The organism is Leptothrix sp. (in: b-proteobacteria), from assembly GCF_965250675.1.
In the GTDB taxonomy this organism is placed as follows: Bacteria; Pseudomonadota; Gammaproteobacteria; order Burkholderiales; family Burkholderiaceae_C; genus Sphaerotilus.
The window spans coordinates 19,837-44,462 of sequence record NZ_CBDFPH010000001.1 but is presented as its reverse complement, the minus strand read 5'-3'; the positions used below and the strand labels follow the sequence as shown (position 1 = coordinate 44,462).

The following is a 24,626-nucleotide window of genomic DNA, read 5'->3' as shown; positions in this document are numbered from 1 at the left end:
CCGCCTCAGGTCGCCGTGGCGGGCGACAGGCCCGGTTGCGGCACCGGGCGCGGCCGGCCCTGCGGGTCGAGCGCCACGTAGGTCAGGTTGGCCTCGGTCACCTTGACGATCTGCGGATCGGCCGGATTGCGCTCGGCGTAGACCTCCACGTGCACCGTCACCGACGTATTGCCGATGCGCACCACGCTGGCGTAGAAGCTCAGCAGGTCGCCCACCGACACGGCCTGCTTGAAGATGAACTGGTTGACCGCCACGGTGGCCACCCGGCCGCGCGAGATGCGCATGGGCAGCACGGCGCCGGCCAGGTCGACCTGCGCCATGATCCAGCCGCCGAAAATGTCGCCGCTGTGGTTGGAGTCGGCCGGCATGGGGATCACGCGCATCACCAGCTCACGCTGGTGCGAACCGGGCAGGCCGCCCTGCTGGGGCGGAAATGCCTCGGGCGTCACCGGCATTGAAACTGCAGTCATCATCATTACCTCCGAAAACGATTGTCCCCGATGCGTCCAGCCCACCACATGCCCCCTGAACCTGCCGCCGCAGGCGCGCCCACCCCCGAGCGCAGCGACTGGCACACCCTCAAGCGCCTGGGGCCTTATCTGTGGACCTACCGCGTGCGCATCGCGCTGGCGCTGGTCTTCCTGGTCGCGGCCAAGGTGTCCAACGTCGGCGTGCCGGTGCTGCTGAAGAAGCTGGTCGACGAGCTGGCCATCCCCATCGGCGACCCGCGTGCGCTGGTGGTCGTGCCCGCCGCGCTGCTGCTGGCCTACGCCGGCCTGCGCTTCCTGACCACCGCCTTCACCGAGCTGCGCGAGCTGGTCTTCGCCAAGGCCACCCACGGCGCGGCGCGGCAGATTGCGCTGGAGACCTTCCGCCATCTGCACGCCCTGAGCCTGCGCTTCCACCTGGAGCGCCAGACCGGCGGCATGACACGCGACATCGAGCGCGGCACCCGCGCGCTGCAGTCGCTGGTGAGCTACTCGCTGTTCACCATCGTGCCGACGCTGGTCGAGCTGACGCTGGTGCTGACGCTGCTGGGCACGCAGTTCGACATGGGCTTCGTCTGGATCACGCTGGCAGCGCTGCTGGCCTACGGCGTCTTCACCATCACCGTGACCGAATGGCGCACCCAGTACCGGCGCCAGATGAACGAGCTCGACTCCAAGGCCCACACGCGGGCGGTGGACGCGCTGCTGAACTTCGAGACCGTCAAGTACTTCAACAACGAGGACTTCGAGGCCCGCCGCTATGACGAAGGCCTGGACGCCTACCGCCGCGCGCAGATCAAGTCGCAGGGCACGCTGTCGCTGCTCAACGCTGGCCAGCAGCTCATCATCGCCACCAGCCTGGTGGCCATGCTGTGGCGCGCCACGGCCGGCGTGGTGGCTCACAAGCTGACCCTGGGCGACCTGGTGATGATCAACGCGCTGCTGATCCAGCTCTACATCCCGCTGAACTTCCTGGGCGTGCTCTACCGCGAGGTCAAGCAGAGCCTGACCGACCTGGACAAGATGTTCGGCCTGCTGGAGCGTGAACGCGAGGTGGCCGATGCGCCCGATGCGAAGCCGCTGCAGGTGGCGCAGGCCACCGTACGCTTCGAGCACGTGCGCTTCGCCTACGACGCCCGGCGCGAGATCCTGCACGACGTCAGCTTCGAGATCCCCGGCGGCAAGACGGTCGCGGTGGTCGGCCCGTCCGGCTCGGGCAAGAGCACGCTGGCGCGGCTGCTCTACCGCTTCTACGACGTCGGCGCAGGCCACATCACGATTGACGGCCAGGACCTGCGCGCCGTGACGCAGGACAGCCTGCGCCGGGCGATCGGCATCGTGCCGCAGGACACCGTGCTGTTCAACGACACCGTGGGCTACAACATCGCCTATGGCCGCCCCGGCGCCACGCAAGCCGAGGTCGACGAGGCCGCCCGCGCCGCCCACATCCACGACTTCATCAGCGCCCAGCCGCAGGGCTACGGCACGGTGGTGGGCGAGCGCGGGCTGAAGTTGTCGGGTGGCGAAAAGCAGCGCGTGGCCATCGCCCGCACGCTGCTGAAGAACCCGCCGGTGCTGATCTTCGACGAGGCGACCTCGGCGCTGGATTCGGCCAACGAGCGCGCCATCCAGGCCGAGCTCGCCAGCGCCGCACGCGGCAAGACCGCGCTGGTGATCGCGCACCGGCTGAGCACCATCGTCGACGCGCACCAGATCGTCGTGCTGGAACATGGCCGCATCGCCGAACAGGGCACGCACGCCGAGCTGCTGGCGCGCGAGGGCGTCTACGCGCGCATGTGGCGGCTGCAGCAGAGCGCGGTGCCCGCCGAGCTGGCCGTGACAGCTTGAGTCCCGCAACCTTGGCTACATTGCCGCCTCATGGAAACCAAGTGGCTTGAAGACTTCGTCAGCCTGGCCGAGACGCGCAGCTTCTCGCGCTCGGCGCAGTTGCGGCATGTGACGCAGCCGGCGTTCTCGCGCCGCATCCAGGCGCTGGAGGCGTGGGCGGGCATCGATCTGGTCGATCGCTCGTCCTATCCGACCCGCCTCACGCCCGCCGGGCAGACGCTGCTGCCGCAGGCGCTCGAAGTGCTGGGCGGGCTGCAGGCCGCGCGCAACCTGATGCTCAGCCACCAGGCCACGCACGCCGACATGATCGAGTTCGCGGTGCCGCACTCGCTGGCCTTCACCTTCTTCCCGCACTGGGTGATGGAGCTGCGCCAGCGCTTCGGCGCCTTCAAGAGCCGGCTGATCGGCCTGAACGTGCATGACGCGGTGATGCAGCTGACCGAGGGCAGCTGCGACCTGCTGCTGGTCTATCACCACGCCTCGCAGCCGCTGCAGTTGAACCCCGAGCGCTACGAGATGCTGAGCCTCGGCACCGAAACGCTGGCGCCCTACGCGCGCGCCAATGCCGACGGCGAGCCGCTGTTCCGCCTGCCCGGCCACCGGCACGATCCGGTGCCTTACCTGGCCTACGCGTCAGGCGCTTACCTGGGGCGCATGGTCGACCTGCTGCTCAAGCAGGCCGGCGAGGCACTCTACCTGGACCCGATCTACGAGACCGACATGGCCGAGGGCCTGAAGGCGATGGCGCTCGAAGGCCACGGCCTGGCGTTTCTGCCCGGCAGTTCGGTCAAGAAGGAGCTGAGCGCGCGCCGCCTGGTGCCGGCCGGGCCGCGCCAGGGCGAAACCGCGTTCGAGGTGACGATCGAGGTGCGCCTCTACCGCGAGCGGCCCGACGCCGCCCGCAGCGGCAAACCCGCCAAGCCGGCAGCCCAGGCGCTATGGGAGTTTCTCAGGCAGCAAGGCACGCTAGCGGGGCGCTGAGCACGGCGCGCAAGGCAGACCACCGGTCGGCACGACTCATGCATTGACCCCGTCAAACGGCCCGCCCCGCCGCTGTGTCGCGGGTTTGCCTTGGTCGGATTGCACCAGGGCAGTGCCTAGAATGATTCAAGCGAGTGATGAAGCGCAAGCTCCTCACTAAAACGTATTCACCGAGACTCATGGAGTTGTTATGAAGAAGTCGATTTTGGTTCTGGCCACCACGGCCGCGCTGCTGACGCTGGGTACCGCGCAGGCGCAATCGGACACGCTCAAGAAGATCAAGGACAGCGGCAGCATCTCGCTGGGCGTGCGTGAATCGTCGGGCGCGCTGGCCTACACGCTGGGCGACGGCAAGTACGTGGGCTTCCACACCGAAGTGGCCGAGCGCGTGGCCGCCGACCTGAAGAAGCAGCTCGGCCTGGCCAAGCTCGACGTCAAGTACCAGCCGGTGACCTCGCAGAACCGCATGCCGCTGGTGCTCAACGGCACGGTGGACCTGGAGTGCGGCTCGACCACCAACAACGCCGCGCGCCAGAAGGAAGTCGCCTTCGCGGTGACGACCTATGTCGAGGAAGTGCGCATCGCCGTCAAGGCCAACTCGGGCATCACGGGCATCGCCCAGCTCACGGGCAAGAACGTGGCGACCACCACGGGCACCACCTCGGTGCAATTGCTGCGCAAGCATGAGAAAGCCGCCGGCGTGGACTTCAAGGAGGTCTTCGGCAAGGACCACGCCGACAGCTTCCTGCTGCTCGAATCCGGTCGTGCCGATGCCTTCGTGATGGACGGCCAGATCCTGGCCGGCAACATCGCCAAGTCCAAGGCTCCGGCCGATTACAAGATCGTCGGCGAGGTGCTCAACGTCGAGCCGATCGCCTGCATGCTGCGCAAGGACGACCCGGCCTTCAAGAAGTCGGTCGACGACAGCATCAAGGCCATGATCAAGAGCGGCGACCTCGCCAAGATGTACGACAAGTGGTTCATGCAGCCGATCGCACCGACCAACACCCGTGTCGGTCTGCCGCTGAGCGATGCCACCAAGACCGCCTGGGCCAACCCCAACGACAAGCCGGCTGAAGACTACGCCAAGAAGTAAGAACAGGAGCACACCTTGGCAAGCTGGGATTGGCAAGTCTTTTGCAAAAGCACCATCGAAGGTGAAGTGGTCGCGGGCTGTCTGGGCCGTGACGGCGATATCACCTACCTCGACTGGCTGATCTCGGCTTGGGGCTGGACGCTTTCGGTGGCGCTGCTGGCGCTGCTGCTGGCGCTGGCCGTGGGGGCGCTGGTGGGCATTCTGCGCACCGTGCCTCACCGCGGCCTGAGGCTGTTCGGCGACGCCTGGACGGAGCTGTTCCGCAACATCCCGCTGCTGGTGCAGTTATTCCTCTGGTATCACGTCGTGCCGGCGCTGATCCCGGCGCTCAAGTCGGTGCCCAGCTTCCTGCTGGTGGTGCTGGCGCTGGGCTTCTTCACGTCGGCACGGGTGTCCGAGCAGATCAAGGCCGGCATCCAGAGCCTGCCCAAGGGCCAGCGCTACGCCGGGCTGGCCCTCGGCCTGACGCTGCCGCAGACCTACCGCCACGTGCTGCTGCCGATGGCGCTGCGCGTCGTCATTCCACCGCTGACCAGCGAGAGCATGGGCATCATCAAGAACTCGGCCGTGGCCTTCGCCGTGAGCGTGGCCGAGCTGACGATGTTCGCGATGCAGGCGACCGAGGAAACCTCGCGCAACTTCGAGATCTACCTGTCGGTGACGGGGCTGTATTTCCTGTCGGCCATCGTGATCAACCGGCTGGCCATCGCGCTTGAAGCGCGGCTGCGCCTACCGGGCACCATCGGTGGGGGCCGGTAATGCTGCAACTCGATTTCTCCTTCCTCACCGCCCAGGTGGTGAGCAGCTACATCGCCAAGGGCTTTGTCTTCTCGATCCAGCTCACGCTGGTGGCCATGCTGGGCGGCATCGTGCTGGGCACGCTGCTGGCGCTGATGCGGCTCTCGGGCAACAAGCTGCTGGAGGCGCCCGCCGCCTTCTACGTCAACACCATGCGCAGCATTCCGCTGGTGATGGTGATCCTGTGGTTCTTCCTGCTGATCCCGCTGGCCACCGGCCGGCCGCTCGGCGCGGAGTTGTCGGCGCTGGTGACCTTCACGCTGTTCGAGGCGGCCTACTACTCGGAGATCATGCGGGCGGGCATCCAGAGCGTGCCGCGCGGTCAGGTGTACGCTGGCTACGCCGTGGGCATGACCTACCGCCAGACCATGCAGCTGGTGGTGCTGCCGCAGGCCTTCCGCAACATGCTGCCGGTGCTGCTGACGCAGACCATCATCCTGTTCCAGGACACCAGCCTGGTCTACGCGATCGGTGCCTATGACCTGCTCAAGGGCTTCGAAGTGGCGGGCAAGAACTTCAACCGTCCGATCGAGACCTACCTGGTCGCTGCCGTGCTGTATTTCGCCATCTGCTTCAGCCTGTCCATGCTGGTCAAGCGGCTGCAGGCGCGCATTCAAATCATCCGCTGAGATTCCCTCCTCATGATCGACATCAAGAACATTTCCAAGTGGTACGGCAGCTTCCAGGTCCTGACCGACTGCACCACGACCATCAAGAAGGGTGAGGTGGTGGTGGTGTGCGGGCCGTCAGGCTCGGGCAAGAGCACGCTGATCAAGACCGTCAACGCGCTGGAGCCGATCCAGAAGGGTGACATCGTCGTCGACGGCATCAGCATCAGCGACCCCAAGACCGACCTGCCCAAGCTGCGCAGCCGCGTCGGCATGGTGTTCCAGCACTTCGAGCTGTTTCCACACCTGTCGGTGACCGAGAACCTGACGATGGCGCAGATCAAGGTGCTGGGCCGCAGCAAGGACGACGCGCTGGTGCGCGGCCTGAAGATGCTTGACCGCGTCGGCCTCTCGGCCCACAAGGACAAGTTTCCCGGCCAGCTCTCGGGCGGCCAGCAGCAGCGCGTGGCGATTGCACGTGCGCTGAGCATGGATCCGATCGTGATGCTGTTCGACGAGCCCACCAGCGCGCTCGACCCTGAAATGGTCGGCGAGGTGCTTGACGTGATGGTCAAGCTCGCCCAGGAAGGCATGACGATGATGGTCGTCACGCACGAGATGGGTTTTGCCAAGAAGGTCAGCAACCGCGTGATCTTCATGGACGCCGGCAAGGTGGTCGAGGACTGCAGCAGCACCGAGTTCTTCGGCGACCCCGAAGCCCGCTCGCCGCGCGCCAAGGAATTCCTGTCGAAGATCCTGCAACATTGATGTGAGCGCCCGGCGGGTGAAAATGGCTCCATGAGCACCACACTGACCCTCACCCGCCCCGACGACTGGCACCTGCACGTGCGCGATGGCGCTGCGCTGCACACGGTCGTGCCGCACACCGCGCGCCAGTTCGGTCGCGCCATCATCATGCCCAATCTGCGGCCGCCGGTGACCACCGCGGCGCAGGCGGTGGCCTACCGCGAGCGCATCGCCGCGGCGGTGCCGGCCGGCGTCGATTTCACGCCGCTGATGACGCTCTACCTGACCGACAACACGCCGGCTGAGGAAATCGCCCGTGCCAAGGCCGCAGGCGTGGTCGCGCTCAAGCTCTATCCGGCCGGCGCCACCACCAACAGCGACGCCGGCGTGACCGACGTGCGCAAGACCTACGCCGCGCTCGAAGCCATGCAGCGCGCGGGCCTGCTGCTGCTGGTGCATGGTGAAGTGACCGACCAAGCGGTGGACGTGTTCGACCGCGAGGCCGTCTTCATCGACCAGGTGCTGATCCCGCTGCGGCGCGATTTCCCCGAGCTGAAGATCGTCTTCGAGCACATCACGACGAAAGAAGCGGCCGACTACGTCAACAGCGCCGACGCCCACACCGCCGCCACCCTCACCGCCCACCACCTGCTCTACAACCGCAACGCCATCTTCACCGGCGGCCTGCGCCCGCACTACTACTGCCTGCCGGTCCTGAAGCGCGAGGTGCACCGCCTGGCGCTGGTGGCTGCGGCCACCTCGGGCAACTCGCGCTTCTTCCTCGGCACCGACAGCGCACCGCACCCGGCCCACCTGAAGGAACACGCCGCGGCCTGCGCCGGCTGCTACACCGCCTTGAGCGCGCTGGAGCTGTACGCGCAGGCGTTCGAGGACGCTGGCGCGCTCGACCAGCTCGAAGGCTTCGCCAGCTTCCACGGCCCGGACTTCTACGGCCTGCCGCGCAACACCGGCCGCGTGACGCTGGCGCGCGAGCCGTGGACGCTGCCCGAAACGCTCGCCTTTGGCGATGCGCAACTCAAACCACTGTGCGCCGGCGAGACACTGAACTGGCGCCTGGTGGATTGAAATGACGCGCACAGGCCCCATCATCAGCCTGTCCGTGAATCAACCTGTGACCTGAGCCGTCGCCATCATGAAACGCATTGCACTCTTCCTGATCACCAACCTGGCCGTGATGCTGGTGTTGAGCGTCACCGCCAACCTGCTGGGCTTCAACCGCTACATCAGCGCGGCGGGGCTGGACATGGGCGCGTTGCTGGGCTTTGCGATGGTGATGGGCTTTGGCGGCGCGTTCATCTCGCTGCTGATGAGCAAGCCGATGGCCAAGTGGAGCACCGGCGCGGTCGTCATCAACGACTCGACCGAACCGATGCACCGCTGGCTGGTGAGCACGGTGCAGCGCTTTGCGCAGGCCTCGAACATCACCATGCCCGAGGTCGCGATCTTCGAGGGCGCGCCCAACGCCTTCGCCACCGGCGCGTTCAAGAACTCGGCGCTGGTGGCGGTGTCCACCGGCCTGCTGCAGAACATGAGCCGCGACGAGGTCGAGGCCGTCATCGGCCATGAAGTCGCCCACGTCGCCAACGGCGACATGGTGACCATGACGCTGATCCAGGGCGTGATGAACACCTTCGTGGTCTTCATCTCGCGAGCGGTGGGCTACTTCGTCGACCGCGTCATTCTCAAGAACGACAAGGAAGGCCCCGGCATCGGCTACATGATCACCACGGTGGTGCTCGACCTGCTGCTGGGCCTGGTGGCGGCCATGATCGTGGCCTGGTTCAGCCGACAGCGTGAGTTCCGCGCCGACGCCGGAGCCGCGCAACTGATGGGCAGCCGCGTGCCGATGCAGCGCGCGCTGGCGCGGCTGGGCGGCATCGACCCCGGTGAGTTGCCCAAGAGCATGGCGGCGATGGGCATCAGCAGCCGGCCCAGCAGCCTCATGGCGCTGTTCTCCAGCCACCCGCCCATCGAAGAGCGCATCGCCGCGCTGCAGAACGCGCGCTGAGCCGTCCTTCGTCCCGTGGCGCGCGCCAGTGGCGCTCAATACCGCCCGGTCACGCCCGCCATGCGCAGGTAGACATACGCCACCCAGGCCACCACGGCGCGGCGTGCCAGGCTGATCCAGCCGAGCTCGCGCAGCTCCTCATGCTGCACCTGGCGTGAGGCGGCCAGCGCGGTCTCGATCTCGGCAGCCAGTTCGCGGGCAAAGCCCGCATCGCGCACGATCAGGTTGGCCTCCAGGTTGAGCAGCAGCGACAGCGGATCGATGTTGCTGCTGCCCACCGTGGCCCACTGATCGTCCACCAGCATGACCTTGGCGTGCAGGTAGGCCGGCGTGTATTCGTGGATCTGCACGCCGTGGTGCAGCAATTCGGCATACAGCACGCGGGCGGCCAGCGCGGCCAGCCGGTAGTCGACCTTGCCTTGCAGCAGCAGGCGCACCTCCACGCCGCGGGCGGCGGCATCGCGCAGGGCGCGGCGGAAATCGTTGCCGGGATAGAAGTACGGCGTCACCAGCCAGATGCGGCGGCGCGCACTGCGGATGGCCTCGATGTGCGCGCGCTCGATGGTGCGGCGCTGCCGGAAGTTGTCGCGCACCACCAGCGCCGCCACCATCGGCGCGGGCGGGCGGCGCCGCGTGCCGTACGTGCCACGTGATCGCCTCAGCAGCCGCAACTGGCGCCACAGCCGGCGCAATTCGCGCAGCGGCCGGCGCGCGGCCAGCAGCGTGTGCGCTTCCTGGCGCCAGTCGCGGCCCAGCCAGGCGCGCGACCACATCGCCCGCACCGCCTGCGCCATGGCACCCACCACCGGGCCTTCGGCCCGCACGGCGAAGTCGAGCCGGGGCATCTCGGTGCGGCCGTGGTTGAGGTCGATGCGATCGTCGATCAGGTTGATGCCACCCACAAAGCCCATGCGGCCATCGACGACGCACAGCTTCATGTGCAGGCGCCGCAGCTGGCCCGGCTGCAGCCAGTGCGTCCAGCGCTCCAGCGGCCGGAACACCGCCAATGCCACGCCGGCCTCCGCCATGGTCGCCACCAGCGTGTCATGGCTGTGATGACAGCCGAAGCCGTCCACCACCACCCGCACCTGCACACCTCGCTGTGCGGCATGAGCCAGCGCAGTGGCAATGGCCGTGGCGCTGGCGTCGTTGCTGAAGATGTAGGAGGCCAGCCAGATCTCCTCGCGCGCTGCGCCGATCGCCTCCAGCATGGCCGGAAACAGTTGATCCCCCCCCCGCAGCAGCCGCAGCCGATGGCCGCCCAGAAACACCGGCTGCGGCACCAGATAGGCCGCCCAGGGCCGCACGGTCGGCGGTGCGGCGGCGTCGGGTGCCGGCGCCATCAGGCCAGCTCCAGCTCCACCACCAGCGGCAGGTGGTCGGACATGCGCGCCCAGGCCGACCCGCGCGGTGCCATGCTGCCGGCGCAGCGCAGGCCACGGGTGTAGACCCGGTCGAGCGCGAACAGCGGCATGCGCGAGGGAAACGTCAGCGGTGCGCGCCGGCCGTCGGGCGGCGTGGCGCGCTGCAGGCCGACGGTGGCAAAGATCGGGTCCAGCCGCTCGCCCCAGTCGTTGAAGTCACCGGCCACCACCACCAGTTCATGCGGCGCAATCTCGGCCGCCAGATAAGCGCCCAGGCGCTCGGCCTGGCGCACCCGGCTGGCATGGATCAGGCCGAAGTGGACGACGATGCTGTGCACCGTCAGCCCCTGCCAGTGCACGGCGGTGTGCAGCAGGCCGCGCTGCTCGAAGCGGTGGTCCGACACATCGTGATGCGCCACCTCGCCCAGCGGCCAGCGCGACAGCAGCGCATTGCCGTGCTCGCCATCGCGCGTGACCGCATTGGTGCGGTAGACCGCCTCGTAGCCCTCGGGTGCCAGAAAATCCGCCTGCCCCTGCGCCGGCCAGCCGAAGCTGGTGCGATCAAAACGGCGCGCGTCGCCATGGTGAAACAGCCGCACCTCCTGCAGGAACACCAGGTCCGCGTCCAGCGACGCCACGCCCAGCCCCAGGTTGTGGATTTCCAGCCGCTTGCCGTGCCCCAGCCCGCGCACGCCCTTGTGGATGTTGTAGGTCGCCACGCGCAGCCGGGGGCCGTTCAGATCGCCCGTCTCGGTCAACGGCATGCGGCTCGACGCCACACCGAAACCACCCCAGCGCGAGGATCGAAAGACCGACATCGTCACGCTCCGGGCCGACGCTGCGGCAACTGCAGAATCGCCTCGGCATTGCTGGGCGAAAAGCACAGGTCCGCCGCCTCGCGCCACGGCAGCCACACATGCTGCACATGCTCGCGCGGCGCCAGCACCACCGGCACATCGCGCGGCACCGTCAGGCCAAACACATGCTCGGTGTTCTGCGTCACGCCTGGCGCGTAGCGGTGGCGCCAGACCGGGTAGATCTCATAGATGTTCTGCAGCTGCCAGTCGCTCAGGGCTGCCTCGGGCACGCCGGCCGAGCCGACGACGATGCCGGTTTCCTCGGCCACCTCACGCGCCGCCGTCAGCCGCAGCGGCTCGTCGATGGCGTCCAGCGAGCCCGTCACGCTCTGCCAGAAACCGGGCTTGTCGGCCCGCTCGATCAGCAGCACGTCGAGCGCGGCGGTGTGGATGACGACGAGGACGGAGACGGGGATTTTGGGAGGGCGCATACCGTCAGCTTAGTCGAGCGCATAAAAAAAGGCGCGGACTCTGCCGCGCCTCTTGATTTTTTCGGCCCTGGGGGCCGCACGAGATCAGCCCTGCGCCGCCGCCGGCGCGCTGCGCAGGCGGATGTGCAACTCGCGCAGTTGCTTCTCGTCGACCATGCTCGGCGCGCCGGTCAGCAGGCATTGGGCGCGCTGGGTCTTGGGGAAGGCGATGACGTCGCGGATCGACTCGGCCTTGGTCATCATGGTGACGATGCGGTCCAGGCCGAAGGCCAGGCCGCCGTGCGGCGGGGCGCCGTATTGCAGCGCGTCGAGCAGGAAGCCGAACTTGGTCTGTGCGTCTTCCTTGCTGATCTTGAGCGCGCTGAAGACCTTGCTCTGCACTTCGGCGCGGTGGATGCGCACCGAGCCGCCGCCGAGTTCCCAGCCGTTGAGGACCATGTCGTAGGCCTTGGCGATGCAGGCGCCCGGATCGGTGTCCATGAGGTCTTCGTGGCCGTCCTTCGGCGCGGTGAACGGGTGGTGCACGGCGGCCCAGCGGTCGTTTTCTTCGTCGTGCTCGAACATCGGGAAGTCGACCACCCAGAGCGGTGCCCACTTGTCCTCGAACAGGCCGTTCTTCTTGCCGAAGTCGCTGTGGCCGACCTTCAGGCGCAGCGCGCCGATGGCGTCGTTGACGATCTTGGCCTTGTCGGCGCCGAAGAACAGCAGGTCGCCGTTCTGTGCGCCAGTGCGGGCCAGGATGTCGGCCAGCGCCTGGTCGTGCAGGTTCTTGACGATCGGGCTCTGCAAGCCCTCGCGGCCCTTGGTGACGTCGTTCACCTTGATCCAGGCCAGGCCCTTGGCGCCGTAGATCTTGACGAACTCGGTGTAGCCGTCGATCTCGCCACGGCTGATGGCCGCGCCGCCCGGCACGCGCAGGGCGACGACGCGGCCGCCCTTGGTGGTGGCGGGGGTCGAGAAGACCTTGAAGTCGACCGTGCCCATGACGTCGGTCAGCTCGGTGAATTCGAGGTTGACGCGCAGGTCGGGCTTGTCGGAGCCGAAGCGGTGCATGGCTTCCGAATACGGCATGACCGGGTAGTCGCCCAGCTCGACGTTGAGCGCCTTGCGGAAGACGTGGCGGATCATGCCCTCGAACATCGAACGGATCTCTTCTTCGCCCAGGAAGGAGGTTTCGATATCGATCTGCGTGAATTCGGGCTGGCGATCGGCGCGCAGGTCCTCGTCACGGAAGCACTTGGTGATCTGGTAGTAGCGGTCGAAGCCGGCCACCATCAGCAGCTGCTTGAACAGCTGGGGCGACTGCGGCAGCGCGAAGAAGGCGCCGTCGTGCACGCGGCTGGGCACGAGGTAGTCGCGCGCGCCTTCAGGGGTGCTCTTGGTGAGCATGGGGGTTTCGATGTCGACGAAGCCGTTCTCGTCGAGGAACTTGCGCACCTCCATCGCCACGCGGTAGCGCAACATCAGGTTCTTCTGCATCTGCGGGCGGCGCAGGTCCAGCACGCGGTGCGTCAGGCGGGTGGTCTCGGACAGGTTGTCGTCGTCGATCTGGAACGGCGGCGTCACGCTGGCATTGAGCACTTCGAGCGTGTGGCACAGCACCTCGATCTTGCCGCTGATGAGGTTGCCGTTCTCGGTGCCGGCGGGGCGCGCACGCACCAGGCCGGTGATCTTGAGGCAGAACTCGTTGCGCACGACTTCGGCGGTCTGGAACATCTCGGCGCGGTCGGGGTCGCAGACGATCTGCACCAGGCCTTCGCGATCGCGCAGGTCGATGAAGATCACGCCGCCGTGGTCACGACGACGGTGGGCCCAGCCCATCAGGGTGACGGTCTGGCCGAGCAGGGCTTCGCTGACGAGGCCGGCGTAGGTGGTGCGCATGTTTTGTTGTCTCTTTCGAAAATCGGTGTGCAGCGGTATTCAGTGGCGGGCAGCAGCAGAAGCCAGCGAAGCCGGCGGCGTCACCACACCCATCGAGATGATGTATTTCAGCGCCTCGTCCACGCTCATCGCCAGCGGCCGGACATCGGTGCGCGGAGCGATCAGGAAGAAGCCCGAGGTCGGGTTGGGCGTGGTCGGCACGTAGAGGCTGACGCAATCATCGGGCAGGTGAGCGGCCACTTCGCCGCTGGGCTTGCCGGTGACGAAGGCGATGGTCCAGCAGTCGCGGCGCGGGTACTCGACCAGCACCGCCTCGCGGAAGGCCTGGCCGCTGCTGGAGAACAGCGTGTCGGAGACCTGCTTGACCGAGTTGTAGATCGACTTGACGATGGGAATGCGCGACATCAGCGCGTCCCACTGCCGCAACCACCACTGGCCGACGAAGTTGGCGACGAACATGCCCGTCAGCATCAGCAGCGCCAGCAGCACCAGCACGCCCACGCCGGGGATGGCATCCAGCTTTTCAAGGCTGGCCTGCGCATTGGCCGGCAGCACGGCGCCGGCGGCGTGGAGCAGCGCGGTGAACACGCCGCCCAGCAGGTCGACCACCCAGGTCAGGACCCAGACGGTGACGGCCAGCGGCAACCAGACCAGCAGGCCGGCAATGATGTATTTCTTCACGGGAGGGGTGCTCAGTGACAGGCGCAGGAGCCACCGCAGGCGGTGCCGCCGCTGGAGGCCGAAGATGAACCCGAAGCCGCCGCTTCACCGCCACCGGACGGCGCGGGGGCGGCAACGTCAGGCGTGGCCGGAGCCACGGCGGTGGCCGGCGCGGGGGCGTTGCCGCCGCGGAAGTCGGTCGCGTACCAGCCCGAGCCCTTGAGCTGGAAGCCGGCGGCAGTCACCTGCTTGGAAAACGTCTCTGCGCCGCAGGCAGGGCAGGTGCTGAGCGGCGGATCAGAGATCTTGCGCAGCACGTCCTTGGCATGGCCGCAGGTGGTGCAGCGGTATGCATAAATCGGCATGGTCGGCTAAATCCCTGATTAAAAACACGAAATTATAAAGAGGCGGCCGGCTGCGGCACAGCCCGCAGCGTCAGAGCCAGTGCAGCACGAAGCGCACCGCCACAGCCCCCGCCAGAAACCCGACGGCCAGACAGATCACGGTCGACAGCAGGCGGTTGGTGCGGCGCTGCTCATGCAGCAGCGCCTGCAGCAGATGGTCGTGCGCCGGCGCGTAGGGCTTGGCCTGCGCGGCCAGCGCGTCGTGCAGCAGGCGCGGCAGCTGTGGCAGGTAGTGGGCGTAGCGCGGCGCCTCGTCCTTGATCGAGTTGACCAGCGCGCGCCAGCCGATCTGCTCGTTCATCCAGCGCTCCAGAAACGGCTTGGCCGTCTGCCAGAGGTCCAGGTTCGGGTCGAGCTGGCGGCCCAGGCCTTCGACGTTCAGCAGCGTCTTCTGCAGCAGCACCAGCTGCGGCTGGATCTCGACGTTGAAGCGGCGCGAGGTCTGGAACAGCCGCATCAGCACCTGGCCGAGCGAGATGTCCTTGAGCGGGCGGTCGAAGTGCGGCTCGCACACCGCGCGCACCGCGCCTTCGAGTTCATCGACCCGGGTGTTGGCCGGCACCCAGCCCGATTCGACGTGCAACTCGGCCACGCGGCGATAGTCGCGCCGGAAGAAGGCCAGGAAGTTCTGCGCCAGGTACTCCTTGTCGCGCGCGTCCAGCGTGCCGACGATGCCGAAGTCCAGCGCGATGTAGCGCCCGAACGTGGCCGGTGCGGTCGACACCATGATGTTGCCGGGGTGCATGTCGGCGTGGAAGAAGCCGTCGCGAAAGACCTGGGTGAAGAAGATGGTGACACCGTCGACCGCCAGCTTGCCGATGTCGACGCCGGCCTCGCGCAGCACCTCGACCTGGCTGATCGGCGCGCCGTGCATGCGCTGCATCACCAGCACCTCGGCGGTGGACAGGTCCCAGATCATCTCGGGAATCAGCAGCAGGTCCAGCCCGCTCATGTTGCGGCGCAGCTGGGTGGCGTTGGCGGCCTCGCGCGTCAGGTCAAGCTCATCGTGCAGGTACTTGTCGAACTCGGCCACCACGTCGCGCGGGCGCAGGCGGCGGCCGTCGGCCGACAGGCGCTCCAGCCAGGTGGCCGCCGTGCGCAGCAGGCCCAGGTCGGCGTCGATGATGCCCAGCACGCCCGGGCGCAGCACCTTGACGGCGACCTCGCGGCCATCGTGCAGCACGCCGAAGTGCACCTGCGCAATCGACGCGCTGGCGACCGGGTCGGCGTCGAACTGTGCGAACACCTCGGCAATCGGCCGGCCCAGCGAGCGCTCGATCAGCGCCCGCGACTGCTGGCTCGGGAACGGCGGCACGCGGTCCTGCAGGCGCGCCAGTTCGTCGGCAATGTCGGGCGGGATCAGGTCACGCCGGGTCGACAGCACCTGGCCGAACTTGACGAAGATCGGCCCGAGCTGCTCCAGCGCCAGCCGCAGGCGCACGCCGCGCGGCTGGTCGAGCCGCCGGCCCAGCACCAGCACGCGGGCCAGCAAGCGCAGCGACGGCCGACCGGTGAAGGGCAGCACCAGCTGATCGATGCCGTGGCGCAGCATCACCCAGACGATCAACGCCAGCCGAGGCCAGTTCTTCATGGAATGCGCGCAGGAAAAGTAAGGGCGACGCTCAAACCGCGTCCGCCGTGCGGCGCGGCAGGCGTTGCGCCAGCGCACGCAGCGCGGTGACCCCCGCCTGCGCCAGGCGCGTCACCATGCGGGCGGGGCCGTCGCCCAGCACGCGGGCCAGGTCGTCCTCGATGTCCCAGCGCAGGTTGTCGGCCAGCCAGCTGACCTGCGCGGCCAGCGGCGCGTCGCCCTGCACGTTCATCGGCGGGCTGCCGGCCGCACCGGCCAGCGCCCAGCGGCCCAGCTCACCGGCGTCCAGGCTGACCAGCAGCGACTGGTCGCCCGCGTCTTCATGGTCTTCCAGCAACTCCAGCAGGCCGGCCGGCGTGATGCGCCAGGCCGCGCGCGGCGGCGGGGGCAGCAGCGGCAGCCAGCTGCGCCAGGCCAGCTCCAGCGTGCCGCCGGTCTGGCCGCGCAGGCGCTCGGTGGCCACCGGCTCGGCCGCCAGCACGTGGTTGATCAACAGCGTGAGCTTGGCGAGGGCCTCCCGGCCCAGGGGTTCTAGCAGTGCTTGAAACATCGTGAGATTGTAGGAGGCGGCCTCAAATCCTTTGACCGAAGCGGACTGACGCGACATGCGGCTTTGACAGAATCACCGGCTTCGGCCCGACCCGGGCTGCCCTGCACTGACCGGAGTACCCCCCTCATGACCCAAGCGCCCACCGTTCTGCTGACCGGCGCCACCGGCTACATCGGCTCCCACACCTGGATTGCGCTGCACGAGGCGGGCTACCGCGTGCTGGGGGTGGACAACTTCGCCAACAGCTCGCCCGCGGTGCTGGAGCGGCTGGAGACGCTGCTCGGCGTCAAGCCGGTGTTCGAGCAGGCCGACGTCAACGACACCGCCGCCATGCAGGACATCATCACGCGCCACGGCGTTCAGGCGGTGGTGCACTTTGCCGCGCACAAGGCGGTGGGCGAGTCGGCCGAGAAGCCGCTGGAGTACTTCCGCAACAACCTCGGCGGCCTGATCAGCATCAGCCAGGCCATGAGCGACGCCGGTGTGCGGGCGCTGGTATTCAGCTCCTCGGCCACCGTCTACGGCAGCCCCGAGCGCCTGCCCATCACCGAAGACTGCGCCCTGTCGGCTACCAACCCCTACGGCCTGACCAAGCTGATGGGCGAACAGCTGCTGCGCGAGACCGAACGCTGCGACCCGCGCTGGGCCATCGCCTACCTGCGCTACTTCAACCCGGTCGGCGCCCACCCCAGCGGCCTGATCGGCGAAGACCCGCGCGGCGTGCCCAACAACCTGATGCCCTACGTCGCCCAGGTGGCCGTGGGCAAGCGCGAGCGCCTGGCCGTCTACGGCAACGACTACGACACCCCGGACGGCACCGGCGTGCGCGACTACATCCACGTCATGGACCTGGCCGACGGCCACGTCGCGGCGGTGCGCCATCTGCTGGGCAAGCAGCAGTCGCTCACCGTCAACCTCGGCACCGGCACCGGCTACAGCGTGCTGGACGTCGTCAAGGCCTACGAACGCGCCAGCGGCCGCCCCGTGCCCTACGCCCTGGTGCCGCGCCGCCCGGGCGACGTGGCGTCCTGCTACGCCGACCCGGCGCTGGCCCGCGCCACGCTGGGCTGGCAGGCCAGCCGCGACTTGGACGCGATGTGCGCGGACAGCTGGCGCTGGCAGTCGGGGAATCCGAACGGGTTTGCGAGCTGACCTGGAAGCTCAAACCGTAGCTACATCGCGTAATCCCTAGTAAAATCACAGCCCGGTTTATACACCGAGAAAAACCGGGCTGTGAGGTTTGTGAACCTGATCAGATTCGTTGCAGGGATCGCTATCCGAAGAGCGTCACTCAAAGTCACCTCTGACAGCCAAATCAGGTGATGCATCAAGCCCTCGAGTTATTCTAGAGACATCCGAAGGATGCTTGGAACCTGACATATAAGGAGCTGAAATTGAAGTTCATCACCTCGAAATTGAGGCCCAGCATCAGGCTGTCGGCTTCTGCTTTAATTTTCTCTCAGATATGTGGCTGTTATTACAGCGAAGAAAGTAAACTGACAGGCGAGAGTTCGTCAATAGTGAGAGAAGGTTATGTCGAGGTTTGCAATATCAAAGGCTATGGATCTACCGAGGCAGTATCAGGGTGCCGATCTGCAATGATTAAAAAAACAGAAGGAGCAAAATTTTATCTCTCCGAAAGCACCGATTTCTCTGATCCTAAAATCTTCTTTGCCATGGATATAGCAAAGAAGACCGCGCTCATTGAAATGAGCGCCGAAAGTTTTAAGTACAGGGCATGGCCTTATAGCTACGCAATTCTTTCTGAGGTTGAGCATGGCAAGCTTATGCTGTATCCGATAGCCTGTCCTCAGTCAGCATCTATATCGGCCATACTGGCGAAGCATGGAGCCCCTGAGAAAACTGGCTCACAGGATTGCAATGTCAGCAAATTCAATAAAAAGCAACTGGGAGAGTATTTTTCCAATCTGGTTTCATTGGATTGGACTACAACAAGCAATGAGCACGTTCACCCCGTTCGTGTGGATTACAGAAATACTGTGGCCAATGAGATACCCTTCAGGCGTGAGGCAGCGAGGAGGCTGATCGCACCGACCGCAGACGAGGCGATGCCTGTTTTGATTGACAAGGCCGTAGAAAATAGCAGAAAGAATTACGCCCGCGTAGAGACTTACGGTTTTGGTGTAATAAAATTAAATCACGACGCTTACGACCTTGCTTCAACAGTAGTGACTCACAGCATAGAAAATTTTTTATGCAGATCAAAGGGTCTAATCCATAGTTGCAGTTGGATGTTCAAAGGATCATTTGTTGAATTTCAACTTGGCTTTGAACGCGATAGATATGACGTCAGCCCTGTAAAGCAAAAAGCCGATTTTATTTGGACGGACGATGGACTGAAGGCGCCGAATTTTAAGGGCACCACAATTTATAATGAAGTCGTAAAAACTAAAAAGAGCCAATCCATTAATTCCAACGATGGGTCTGACACTTATATACAACGGAAAAAAGAGATTGATCGCCAAATTGATCAAAATTACGAACGCATGAAAGAAAGAAACCGGGACAAGTGTGGTGCAAGTCATTGCTAAGTGCCAGGTCCCGACACGCCCCCGACTCTGGCAATCCATGCCGCCAGGCCCGCTCTCGCGGGAATGACAGTCGTGACGCAGCACCATCCACCGCTGCCACAATTCGGGCCATGAACACGCTCGACATCCCCGCCTACATGGCCCAGGTCGGCGCTGCCGCCCGCGCTGCCTCGACCCACATGGCCGCCGCATCCACTGCGGCCAAGAACAACGCGCTGCAGGCGCTGGCCCGGCGCCTGCGTGAAGCGGGGCCCGCACTGGACGCCGCCAACGCGCAGGACTTGGCTGCAGCCGCTGCCGCCGGCCTGGACGGCCCAATGCTGGACCGCCTCCAGCTCGGCGCCAAGGTCATCGCCACGGTCGCAGAAGGCTGCGAGCAGCTCGCCGCCATGCCCGACCCGATCGGCGAGATCCTGAACGTGCGCCGCCGGCCCACAGGCATCAGCGTCGGCCAGATGCGCGTGCCGCTGGGTGTGTTCGGCATGATCTACGAGAGCCGGCCGAACGTGACCATCGAGGCGGCGTCGCTCGCTATCAAGAGCGGCAACGCCGCCATCCTGCGCGGCGGGTCGGAGGCCATCCACAGCAACCTGGCGCTGTGGAAGCTGGTGCAGGCCGCGCTGGTGGACGCCGGCCTGCCCGCCGACGCGGTGCAACTGATCGAGACCACCGACCGCGCTGCCGTCGGCCGCCTCATCGCGATGCCCGAGTTCGTCGACGTCATCATTCCGCGCGGTGGCAAGGGCCTGATCGAGCGCATCAGCGCCGAGGCCAAGGTGCCGGTCATCAAGCACCTGGACGGCAACTGCCACACCTACATCGATGCCGAAGTCGACATCGAGCAGGCGCTGGTCGTGACCGAGAACGCCAAGACGCAGAAGTACAGCCCCTGCAACGCGACCGAGTCGCTGCTGGTTCACGTGGCGCAGGCGGCGGCCTTCCTGCCGCGCATCGGCGCGATCTTTGCCGCCAAGGGCGTGGAAATGCGCTGCGGCCCGCGCGCCAAAGCCATCCTGGCCGACGTGCCGGGCGCGAAGGTGGTGGACGCCACCGAAGCCGACTGGGCCGAGGAGTACCTGGCGCCGGTCATCAGCGTCAAGCTGGTCGACTCGCTGGACGAGGCGATGGCGCACATCAACAAGTACGGCTCGCACCACACCGACGCCATCCTGACCACCAACCACCCGAACGCCATGCGCTTCCTGCGCGAGGTCGACTCGGCCAGCGTGATGGTCAACGCCAGCACCCGTTTTGCCGACGGCTTCGAGTACGGCCTGGGCGCCGAGATCGGCATCAGCACCGACAAGTTCCACGCCCGCGGCCCGGTCGGGCTGGAGGGGCTGACGTCGCTGAAGTACATCGTGCTGGGCCAGGGCGAGATCAGGTCATGACCGAAGCGCAGGGCCCAGCGCCGGGCCGCTCCCAAGCCGGCCCGCATCCCCTCGGGGGATTGACTGGCGTACCCGCCGGGCGAGGGGCTGACAGGACCGCGCTGGTCCTGTTCTCAGGCGGACAAGATTCCACCACCTGCCTGGCGTGGGCGCTGGCGCGCTACGCCCGGGTCGAGACGCTGGGCTTCGACTACGGCCAGCGCCATCGCATCGAACTGGACTGCCGGCTGACGGTGCTGGCCGAGTTGCGCGCGCAGTTTCCGCACTGGGCTGGCCGGCTGGGCGATGACCATGTGCTCGACCTGAGCCTGATCGGCCAGATCAGCGACACGGCGCTGACCAGCGAGCGCGAGATCGAGCTGCAGGCCAACGGCCTGCCCAACACCTTCGTGCCCGGACGCAACCTGCTGTTCCTGGGCTTTGCCGCCACGCTGGCCTACCGGCGCAGCGCCAGCGTGCTGGTCGGCGGCATGTGCGAGACCGACTATTCCGGCTACCCCGACTGCCGCGACAACACCCTCAAGGCCCTGCAGGTGGCGCTGTCGCTGGGGCTCGATGCGCCGATGACGGTCGAGACGCCGCTGATGTTCCTGACCAAGGCCCAGACCTGGGCGCTGGCCGACGACCTGGGCGGCGCCGCGCTGGTCGAGCTGATCGCCGAGCACACCCACACCTGCTACCTGGGCGAACGCGGCGCCCGCCACACCTGGGGCCACGGCTGCGGTCACTGCCCGGCGTGCGAGTTGCGCCGCACCGGGCACGCGGCCTGGGTGGCGGGCAGTGCGGCAGGCATTGGGGCCTGAAATGGCGCGCATCCTGACCCTGGCGCTGCTGGCCGTGCTGGGCTTCTGGATGCTGGGCGCCTACAACCGGCTGGTGCGGCTGCGCACGGTCACACGCAATGCCTTCGCGCCGCTGGCCAGCCAGTTGCGCCAGCGGCATGCGGTGGCGCTGACGCTGGCCGAGGCCTCGCGCGCCTTGATGGGCGCCCACGGCGACCCGGACAGCCTGGCCCGCGCCGTTCTGACCACCGCCGCCGCCCGCCGGGCCAGCACCGCCAGCGACGCGGTGCAGAGCAAGCCGCTGCAAGGCAGCGTGCTGCAGCAGGCGGTGGTGGCCGAGGCCGAGCTGGTCAGCGCGCTCGATGAATTGACGCTGGCGCTGCAGGACCTGACCTCCGGCGACGGTCCCGACCCGGCCGTGAGCGAACTGCTGCGCCAGCGCGACGCGCTGCAGGAGCAGATCAAGTTCTCCCTGCAGGTCTACCAGGCCGCTGCCGACGACTACAACGCCGCGCTGGCGCTGTTCCCGACCACGGTGGCGGCGGCGATCTTCCGCTTTCACGCCGCGCCGCTGTTTCCGGTCGGCCCGAACGGGGCCGCCAGTCTGCCCCCGAACGGCCCGGGCTGAGGCCGGCGCGCGACAGACGCCGCGCTGGACAACTCCCGCCTGAACGGCGCAGCATCGCGGTATGTCCTCGGCACTCCCCCCCGCCGCCCCACCCCTGGCCGATGAGGCCTTGCAAGCCTGGGCGCGCCTGCGCCGCATGCAGGGGCCGGGCGAGCGCACCGCGCTGCTGATGGCGCTGGTGATGACGCCCGGCAGCGCGCGCGAGCAGCAGGCCTGGGCCGAAGAAACACGCGCACTGGCCAGCGCCGACCAAGCCCGGCGCCTGATCCAGCAACTGCCGCCCGGCGCCCGGCTGCCGGCGGTCGAGATGCTGCTCGACAGCTGCGCCACCCTGCCGCTGACCGAACGCCAGCGGCTGCTGGCGGCCACGCGCCGCATGATGTGCGCCGACGGCCGCGTGCGCCCGATCGACCGCCTGCTGCTGCTGCTGCTGGTGCGGCACCGGCTGGCGGGCGAGACGCCCCCGCATCGCGGCGGCACGCGTGAATCGCTGGAACTGCACCAGCTGCCGCTGGCGCTGCGGCAGGCGATTGCGCAGCTGAGCGCCTATCTGGCCCGGCTGGTGCCGGCGGCCGACGAGCCGGCCCGCGTCAGCGCCGCCGGTGCGCAGTGGTACGCAGCGGTGCTGCAGGCCGTCTGGGGCCACGCGCCCAACCCACCCGCCTGCCAGGTACCGGACGGCAACGACCTGGTGCTCAGCCTGCAGGCCCTGCAGGCGCTGAGCTGGATGCACCGGCCCGTGCTGGCGCGCACCTGGGTGGATCTGGCGCATGACACGCGCTGCACCGGCGGCGTGGCGCTCGACCTGACCGGCGCCGAGGCGCTGCGCATCGCCTGCAGCCTGCTCGACACGCCCTTGCCGCCCGCGCTGGAGCGTCACTTCAGGACACCGCCCGCTGGCGCTTAGACTGCCGGCCGTGCGTACCCCTACCTCCCCTTCCAAACCGTCCTCCGCGTCGTCATCGGCGCCGCTGTCGCCGCAGTTGCAACTGCCGCTGGCCACGCTGCTCGACCACACGTCCGCCGCCGTCGCCGAGGTGCTGGCCGGCCACAGCCTGACCGAGGCGCTCGCCGCCTGCCCGTCGGCCGCGCGGCCCGGCACGCAGGCGCTGAGCTTTCACGTCATGCGCTGGCTCGGTGGCGCCCAGGCCGCGCGCGCCGTGCTGGCCACGCGCAAGCCCGCCCCGCCGGTCGAGGCGCTGCTGCTGTCGGCGCTGGCGCTGCTGTGGCCCGAGGGCGAGCTGCCGTACGCCCCGCACACGCTGGTCGATCAGGCCGTGGCCTGCGCGCGCCTGCGCCACCCGGCCAGCGCCGGCTTCATCAACGCCGTGCTGCGCCGCTTCCTGCGCGAGGCTGCGACGCTGGTGCCGCAATGGACCCAGCGCGACGTGGTGGCGCGCTACCAGCACCCGCGCTGGTGGGTCGAGCAGGTCAGGCGCGACTGGCCGCAGCAGTGGCAGCAGATCCTGGCCGCCAGCCAGCACGCCGGGCCGATGGTGCTGCGCGTCAACGCCCGCCAGTCCAACGCGGCGGCCTACCAGCAGGCGCTGGCCGACATCGGCGTGCCGTCGACCCAGGTGGGCAGCCACGCGCTGGTGCTGGCGCGCGGCGTGCCGGTGACGGCGCTGCCGGGCTTCGAGCAGGGCCGCGTGTCGGTGCAGGACCTGTCGGCCCAGCAGGCCGCGCCACTGCTGCTGGGCCAGGGCGCCGACCGCCTGCCCGCCGGCGCGCGGGTGCTGGACGCCTGCGCTGCGCCGGGCGGCAAGACCGCGCACCTGCTGGAGCTGGCCGACCTGGATCTGCTGGCGCTCGACAGCGACGCGAGCCGGCTGGAGCGCGTCGCCCAGACCCTGCAGCGCCTGCAGCTGAAGGCCGAGCTGCGCGCCGGTGACGCCCGCGACACCGCCGCATGGTGGGACGGCCGGCCGTTCGACGCCATCCTGCTGGACGCGCCGTGCAGCGCCTCGGGCATCGTGCGGCGTCACCCGGACGTGCGCTGGCTGCGTCGCGCCAACGACATTCCGACGCTCGCGCGCACCCAGACCGAGTTGCTGGACGCACTCTGGCCGCTGCTCAGGCCGGGTGGCCGTCTGGTTTACGCCACGTGCTCGGTCTTCCGGGCCGAGGGTGCCGGCCAGACTGCGGCGTTTCTACAACGCCACAGCGGCGTCATCTCCCCGTCGGCCCCCGGTCATATCCTGCCTGGGGCTGAAAATGCCTCATCGGCAGGGACCGGGCCTGTGCAGGCGGCGGACAAGTCGGGCGACGGTTTCTACTACGCCCGCTTCGACAAGCCGCTCTGACACGCCCGACGCCCTGCAGATGCCCGCTCCGCACGTCTGCCTCTCTTGCCCTTTGCCCTTGCCGTGCCGCGATCTGCCTGGTTCCTCCGCTGCTGTTGGCTTGCCGTGATGCTCACGCTGGCGCTGCTGTGGCCGGGCCGCGCACCGGCAGCAGAGCTGGCGCGGCTGGACGCGGTGCGCGCCGAGCAAGGCGTGCTGCTGAGCTTCGAGGCCCGCTTTGACCTGCCGCCCGGCGTCGAGGACGCGCTGCAGAAAGGCGTGGCACTGCACTTCGTGGCCGAGGCCGAGCTGATGCGCCAGCGCTGGTACTGGCGCGACAGGCAGGTAGCCCAGGCCAGCCGCACCTGGCGGCTGACGTACCAGCCGCTCACGTTCAGCTACCGGCTCAGCCTGGGCGGGCTGTCCCAGGGTTTCCGCTCACTGAATGACGCGCTGCGCGCCATGCAGCGCGTGAGCCAGTGGCGCATTGCCGAGCCGCAGCCGGCGGACGACGATGCGCGCTACTACGTCGAGTTCAGCTACCGGCTCGACACCGACCAGCTGCCGCGGCCGCTGCAGATCGGCATCGCCTCGCAACCCGAGTGGAACCTGCGCCTGGAGCGCACGGTTCATCTCGCGGGCGAAAGCCGCTGAAGCG

At 67.5% G+C, this 24,626-nt stretch carries 25 protein-coding genes; 16 read left to right on the top strand and 9 right to left on the bottom strand.

Going from position 1 to position 24,626, the window contains the following annotated elements; translation table 11 throughout:
- Nucleotides 1-5 precede the first annotated feature (5 nt).
- Nucleotides 6-455: an acyl-CoA thioesterase gene (locus AC5IG3_RS00210; RefSeq protein ID WP_491905013.1), complete on the bottom strand. Its 450-nt coding sequence runs from the start codon at nt 453-455 to the stop codon at nt 6-8.
- Nucleotides 456-518: 63 nt separating this feature from the next.
- On the opposite strand from AC5IG3_RS00210, the gene AC5IG3_RS00205 reads away from it, so the two are divergent.
- From AC5IG3_RS00205 to htpX, 8 genes are all read left to right on the top strand, one after another.
- Nucleotides 519-2,336, top strand: coding sequence for an ABCB family ABC transporter ATP-binding protein/permease (locus AC5IG3_RS00205; protein ID WP_491896809.1), 1,818 nt, complete (start codon nt 519-521; stop codon nt 2,334-2,336).
- 30 nt (nt 2,337-2,366) lie between these two features.
- Nucleotides 2,367-3,317 carry a LysR substrate-binding domain-containing protein gene (locus AC5IG3_RS00200; protein WP_491896808.1) on the top strand — a complete coding sequence of 317 codons (951 nt, stop codon included), beginning with the start codon at nt 2,367-2,369 and terminating at the stop codon, nt 3,315-3,317.
- A gap of 190 nt (nt 3,318-3,507) precedes the next feature.
- A complete protein-coding gene (locus tag AC5IG3_RS00195) occupies nt 3,508-4,413 on the top strand; it encodes an amino acid ABC transporter substrate-binding protein (protein ID WP_491896807.1) in 906 nt (301 codons plus the stop codon).
- A 15-nt stretch (nt 4,414-4,428) separates the two neighbouring features.
- Nucleotides 4,429-5,172 carry an amino acid ABC transporter permease gene (locus tag AC5IG3_RS00190; RefSeq protein ID WP_491896806.1) on the top strand — a complete coding sequence of 248 codons (744 nt, stop codon included), beginning with the start codon at nt 4,429-4,431 and terminating at the stop codon, nt 5,170-5,172.
- A 2-nt stretch (nt 5,173-5,174) separates the two neighbouring features.
- Nucleotides 5,175-5,840, top strand: a complete 666-nt coding sequence (locus AC5IG3_RS00185) for an amino acid ABC transporter permease (protein ID WP_491905012.1) — start codon at nt 5,175-5,177, stop codon at nt 5,838-5,840.
- 12 nt (nt 5,841-5,852) lie between these two features.
- Nucleotides 5,853-6,587 carry an amino acid ABC transporter ATP-binding protein gene (locus AC5IG3_RS00180; RefSeq protein ID WP_491896805.1) on the top strand — a complete coding sequence of 245 codons (735 nt, stop codon included), beginning with the start codon at nt 5,853-5,855 and terminating at the stop codon, nt 6,585-6,587.
- A 30-nt stretch (nt 6,588-6,617) separates the two neighbouring features.
- Nucleotides 6,618-7,652 carry a dihydroorotase gene (gene pyrC / locus AC5IG3_RS00175; protein ID WP_491896804.1) on the top strand — a complete coding sequence of 345 codons (1,035 nt, stop codon included), beginning with the start codon at nt 6,618-6,620 and terminating at the stop codon, nt 7,650-7,652.
- 67 nt (nt 7,653-7,719) lie between these two features.
- On the top strand, nt 7,720-8,595 hold the full coding sequence (gene htpX / locus AC5IG3_RS00170; RefSeq protein WP_491896803.1) for a protease HtpX: 876 nt from the start codon (nt 7,720-7,722) through the stop codon (nt 8,593-8,595).
- Nucleotides 8,596-8,630: 35 nt separating this feature from the next.
- Here the strand turns inward: htpX and clsB are convergent, their stop codons facing one another.
- The 8 genes from clsB to AC5IG3_RS00130 form a co-directional block, all read right to left on the bottom strand.
- On the bottom strand, nt 8,631-9,938 hold the full coding sequence (clsB, locus tag AC5IG3_RS00165; protein ID WP_491896802.1) for a cardiolipin synthase ClsB: 1,308 nt from the start codon (nt 9,936-9,938) through the stop codon (nt 8,631-8,633).
- Nucleotides 9,938-10,723 (bottom strand): endonuclease/exonuclease/phosphatase family protein, encoded by a 786-nt coding sequence (locus AC5IG3_RS00160; RefSeq protein ID WP_491905011.1) that lies wholly within the window; start codon nt 10,721-10,723, stop codon nt 9,938-9,940. Before AC5IG3_RS00160 ends, clsB begins: the two co-directional genes overlap by 1 nt.
- Before the next feature lie 56 nt (nt 10,724-10,779).
- On the bottom strand, nt 10,780-11,247 hold the full coding sequence (nudB, locus tag AC5IG3_RS00155; RefSeq protein WP_491896801.1) for a dihydroneopterin triphosphate diphosphatase: 468 nt from the start codon (nt 11,245-11,247) through the stop codon (nt 10,780-10,782).
- Nucleotides 11,248-11,331: 84 nt separating this feature from the next.
- Nucleotides 11,332-13,128 (bottom strand): aspartate--tRNA ligase, encoded by a 1,797-nt coding sequence (aspS, locus tag AC5IG3_RS00150; protein ID WP_491896800.1) that lies wholly within the window; start codon nt 13,126-13,128, stop codon nt 11,332-11,334.
- A gap of 39 nt (nt 13,129-13,167) precedes the next feature.
- Entirely contained in the window at nt 13,168-13,809 is a 642-nt protein-coding gene (locus tag AC5IG3_RS00145) for a DUF502 domain-containing protein (RefSeq protein WP_491896799.1), read from the bottom strand.
- An 11-nt stretch (nt 13,810-13,820) separates the two neighbouring features.
- Nucleotides 13,821-14,153 carry an FmdB family zinc ribbon protein gene (locus tag AC5IG3_RS00140; protein WP_491896798.1) on the bottom strand — a complete coding sequence of 111 codons (333 nt, stop codon included), beginning with the start codon at nt 14,151-14,153 and terminating at the stop codon, nt 13,821-13,823.
- A 70-nt stretch (nt 14,154-14,223) separates the two neighbouring features.
- Nucleotides 14,224-15,783 carry a ubiquinone biosynthesis regulatory protein kinase UbiB gene (ubiB, locus tag AC5IG3_RS00135; protein ID WP_491896797.1) on the bottom strand — a complete coding sequence of 520 codons (1,560 nt, stop codon included), beginning with the start codon at nt 15,781-15,783 and terminating at the stop codon, nt 14,224-14,226.
- Nucleotides 15,784-15,814: 31 nt separating this feature from the next.
- Complete coding sequence (locus tag AC5IG3_RS00130; protein ID WP_491896796.1) at nt 15,815-16,333, bottom strand: hypothetical protein; 519 nt, start codon at nt 16,331-16,333, stop codon at nt 15,815-15,817.
- Nucleotides 16,334-16,459: 126 nt separating this feature from the next.
- Between AC5IG3_RS00130 and galE the strand changes: the two genes are divergently transcribed.
- The 8 genes from galE (at nt 16,460) to AC5IG3_RS00090 (ending at nt 24,622) form a co-directional block, all read left to right on the top strand.
- Entirely contained in the window at nt 16,460-17,485 is a 1,026-nt protein-coding gene (gene galE, locus AC5IG3_RS00125; protein WP_491896795.1) for a UDP-glucose 4-epimerase GalE, read from the top strand.
- A 242-nt stretch (nt 17,486-17,727) separates the two neighbouring features.
- A complete protein-coding gene (locus AC5IG3_RS00120) occupies nt 17,728-18,885 on the top strand; it encodes a hypothetical protein (protein ID WP_491896794.1) in 1,158 nt (385 codons plus the stop codon).
- 110 nt (nt 18,886-18,995) lie between these two features.
- Complete coding sequence (locus AC5IG3_RS00115) at nt 18,996-20,276, top strand: glutamate-5-semialdehyde dehydrogenase (RefSeq protein ID WP_491896793.1); 1,281 nt, start codon at nt 18,996-18,998, stop codon at nt 20,274-20,276.
- Nucleotides 20,277-20,335: 59 nt separating this feature from the next.
- Nucleotides 20,336-21,079 (top strand): 7-cyano-7-deazaguanine synthase QueC, encoded by a 744-nt coding sequence (gene queC, locus AC5IG3_RS00110; protein ID WP_491896792.1) that lies wholly within the window; start codon nt 20,336-20,338, stop codon nt 21,077-21,079.
- 1 nt (nt 21,080) lies between these two features.
- Nucleotides 21,081-21,686 carry a LemA family protein gene (locus AC5IG3_RS00105; protein ID WP_491896791.1) on the top strand — a complete coding sequence of 202 codons (606 nt, stop codon included), beginning with the start codon at nt 21,081-21,083 and terminating at the stop codon, nt 21,684-21,686.
- A 61-nt stretch (nt 21,687-21,747) separates the two neighbouring features.
- A complete protein-coding gene (locus tag AC5IG3_RS00100) occupies nt 21,748-22,593 on the top strand; it encodes a hypothetical protein (protein ID WP_491896790.1) in 846 nt (281 codons plus the stop codon).
- Between the two features lie 10 nt (nt 22,594-22,603).
- Nucleotides 22,604-23,989, top strand: a complete 1,386-nt coding sequence (rsmB, locus tag AC5IG3_RS00095; RefSeq protein WP_491896789.1) for a 16S rRNA (cytosine(967)-C(5))-methyltransferase RsmB — start codon at nt 22,604-22,606, stop codon at nt 23,987-23,989.
- A 108-nt stretch (nt 23,990-24,097) separates the two neighbouring features.
- Complete coding sequence (locus tag AC5IG3_RS00090) at nt 24,098-24,622, top strand: DUF4390 domain-containing protein (protein ID WP_491896788.1); 525 nt, start codon at nt 24,098-24,100, stop codon at nt 24,620-24,622.
- Nucleotides 24,623-24,626 lie beyond the last annotated feature (4 nt).

Bases quoted from the DNA above. Each gene is read 5' to 3' on its own strand.
- AC5IG3_RS00210 (WP_491905013.1), bottom strand. From the start codon at position 455: ATGCCGGTGACGCCCGAGGCATTTCCGCCCCAGCAGGGCGGCCTGCCC.
- AC5IG3_RS00205 (WP_491896809.1), top strand. From the start codon at position 519: ATGCCCCCTGAACCTGCCGCCGCAGGCGCGCCCACCCCCGAGCGCAGC.
- AC5IG3_RS00200 (WP_491896808.1), top strand. From the start codon at position 2,367: ATGGAAACCAAGTGGCTTGAAGACTTCGTCAGCCTGGCCGAGACGCGC.
- AC5IG3_RS00195 (WP_491896807.1), top strand. From the start codon at position 3,508: ATGAAGAAGTCGATTTTGGTTCTGGCCACCACGGCCGCGCTGCTGACG.
- AC5IG3_RS00180 (WP_491896805.1), top strand. From the start codon at position 5,853: ATGATCGACATCAAGAACATTTCCAAGTGGTACGGCAGCTTCCAGGTC.
- pyrC (WP_491896804.1), top strand. From the start codon at position 6,618: ATGAGCACCACACTGACCCTCACCCGCCCCGACGACTGGCACCTGCAC.
- htpX (WP_491896803.1), top strand. From the start codon at position 7,720: ATGAAACGCATTGCACTCTTCCTGATCACCAACCTGGCCGTGATGCTG.
- clsB (WP_491896802.1), bottom strand. From the start codon at position 9,938: ATGGCGCCGGCACCCGACGCCGCCGCACCGCCGACCGTGCGGCCCTGG.
- AC5IG3_RS00160 (WP_491905011.1), bottom strand. From the start codon at position 10,723: ATGCCGTTGACCGAGACGGGCGATCTGAACGGCCCCCGGCTGCGCGTG.
- nudB (WP_491896801.1), bottom strand. From the start codon at position 11,247: ATGCGCCCTCCCAAAATCCCCGTCTCCGTCCTCGTCGTCATCCACACC.
- aspS (WP_491896800.1), bottom strand. From the start codon at position 13,128: ATGCGCACCACCTACGCCGGCCTCGTCAGCGAAGCCCTGCTCGGCCAG.
- AC5IG3_RS00140 (WP_491896798.1), bottom strand. From the start codon at position 14,153: ATGCCGATTTATGCATACCGCTGCACCACCTGCGGCCATGCCAAGGAC.
- ubiB (WP_491896797.1), bottom strand. From the start codon at position 15,783: ATGAAGAACTGGCCTCGGCTGGCGTTGATCGTCTGGGTGATGCTGCGC.
- AC5IG3_RS00130 (WP_491896796.1), bottom strand. From the start codon at position 16,333: ATGTTTCAAGCACTGCTAGAACCCCTGGGCCGGGAGGCCCTCGCCAAG.
- galE (WP_491896795.1), top strand. From the start codon at position 16,460: ATGACCCAAGCGCCCACCGTTCTGCTGACCGGCGCCACCGGCTACATC.
- AC5IG3_RS00115 (WP_491896793.1), top strand. From the start codon at position 18,996: ATGAACACGCTCGACATCCCCGCCTACATGGCCCAGGTCGGCGCTGCC.
- AC5IG3_RS00105 (WP_491896791.1), top strand. From the start codon at position 21,081: ATGGCGCGCATCCTGACCCTGGCGCTGCTGGCCGTGCTGGGCTTCTGG.
- AC5IG3_RS00100 (WP_491896790.1), top strand. From the start codon at position 21,748: ATGTCCTCGGCACTCCCCCCCGCCGCCCCACCCCTGGCCGATGAGGCC.
- AC5IG3_RS00090 (WP_491896788.1), top strand. From the start codon at position 24,098: ATGCTCACGCTGGCGCTGCTGTGGCCGGGCCGCGCACCGGCAGCAGAG.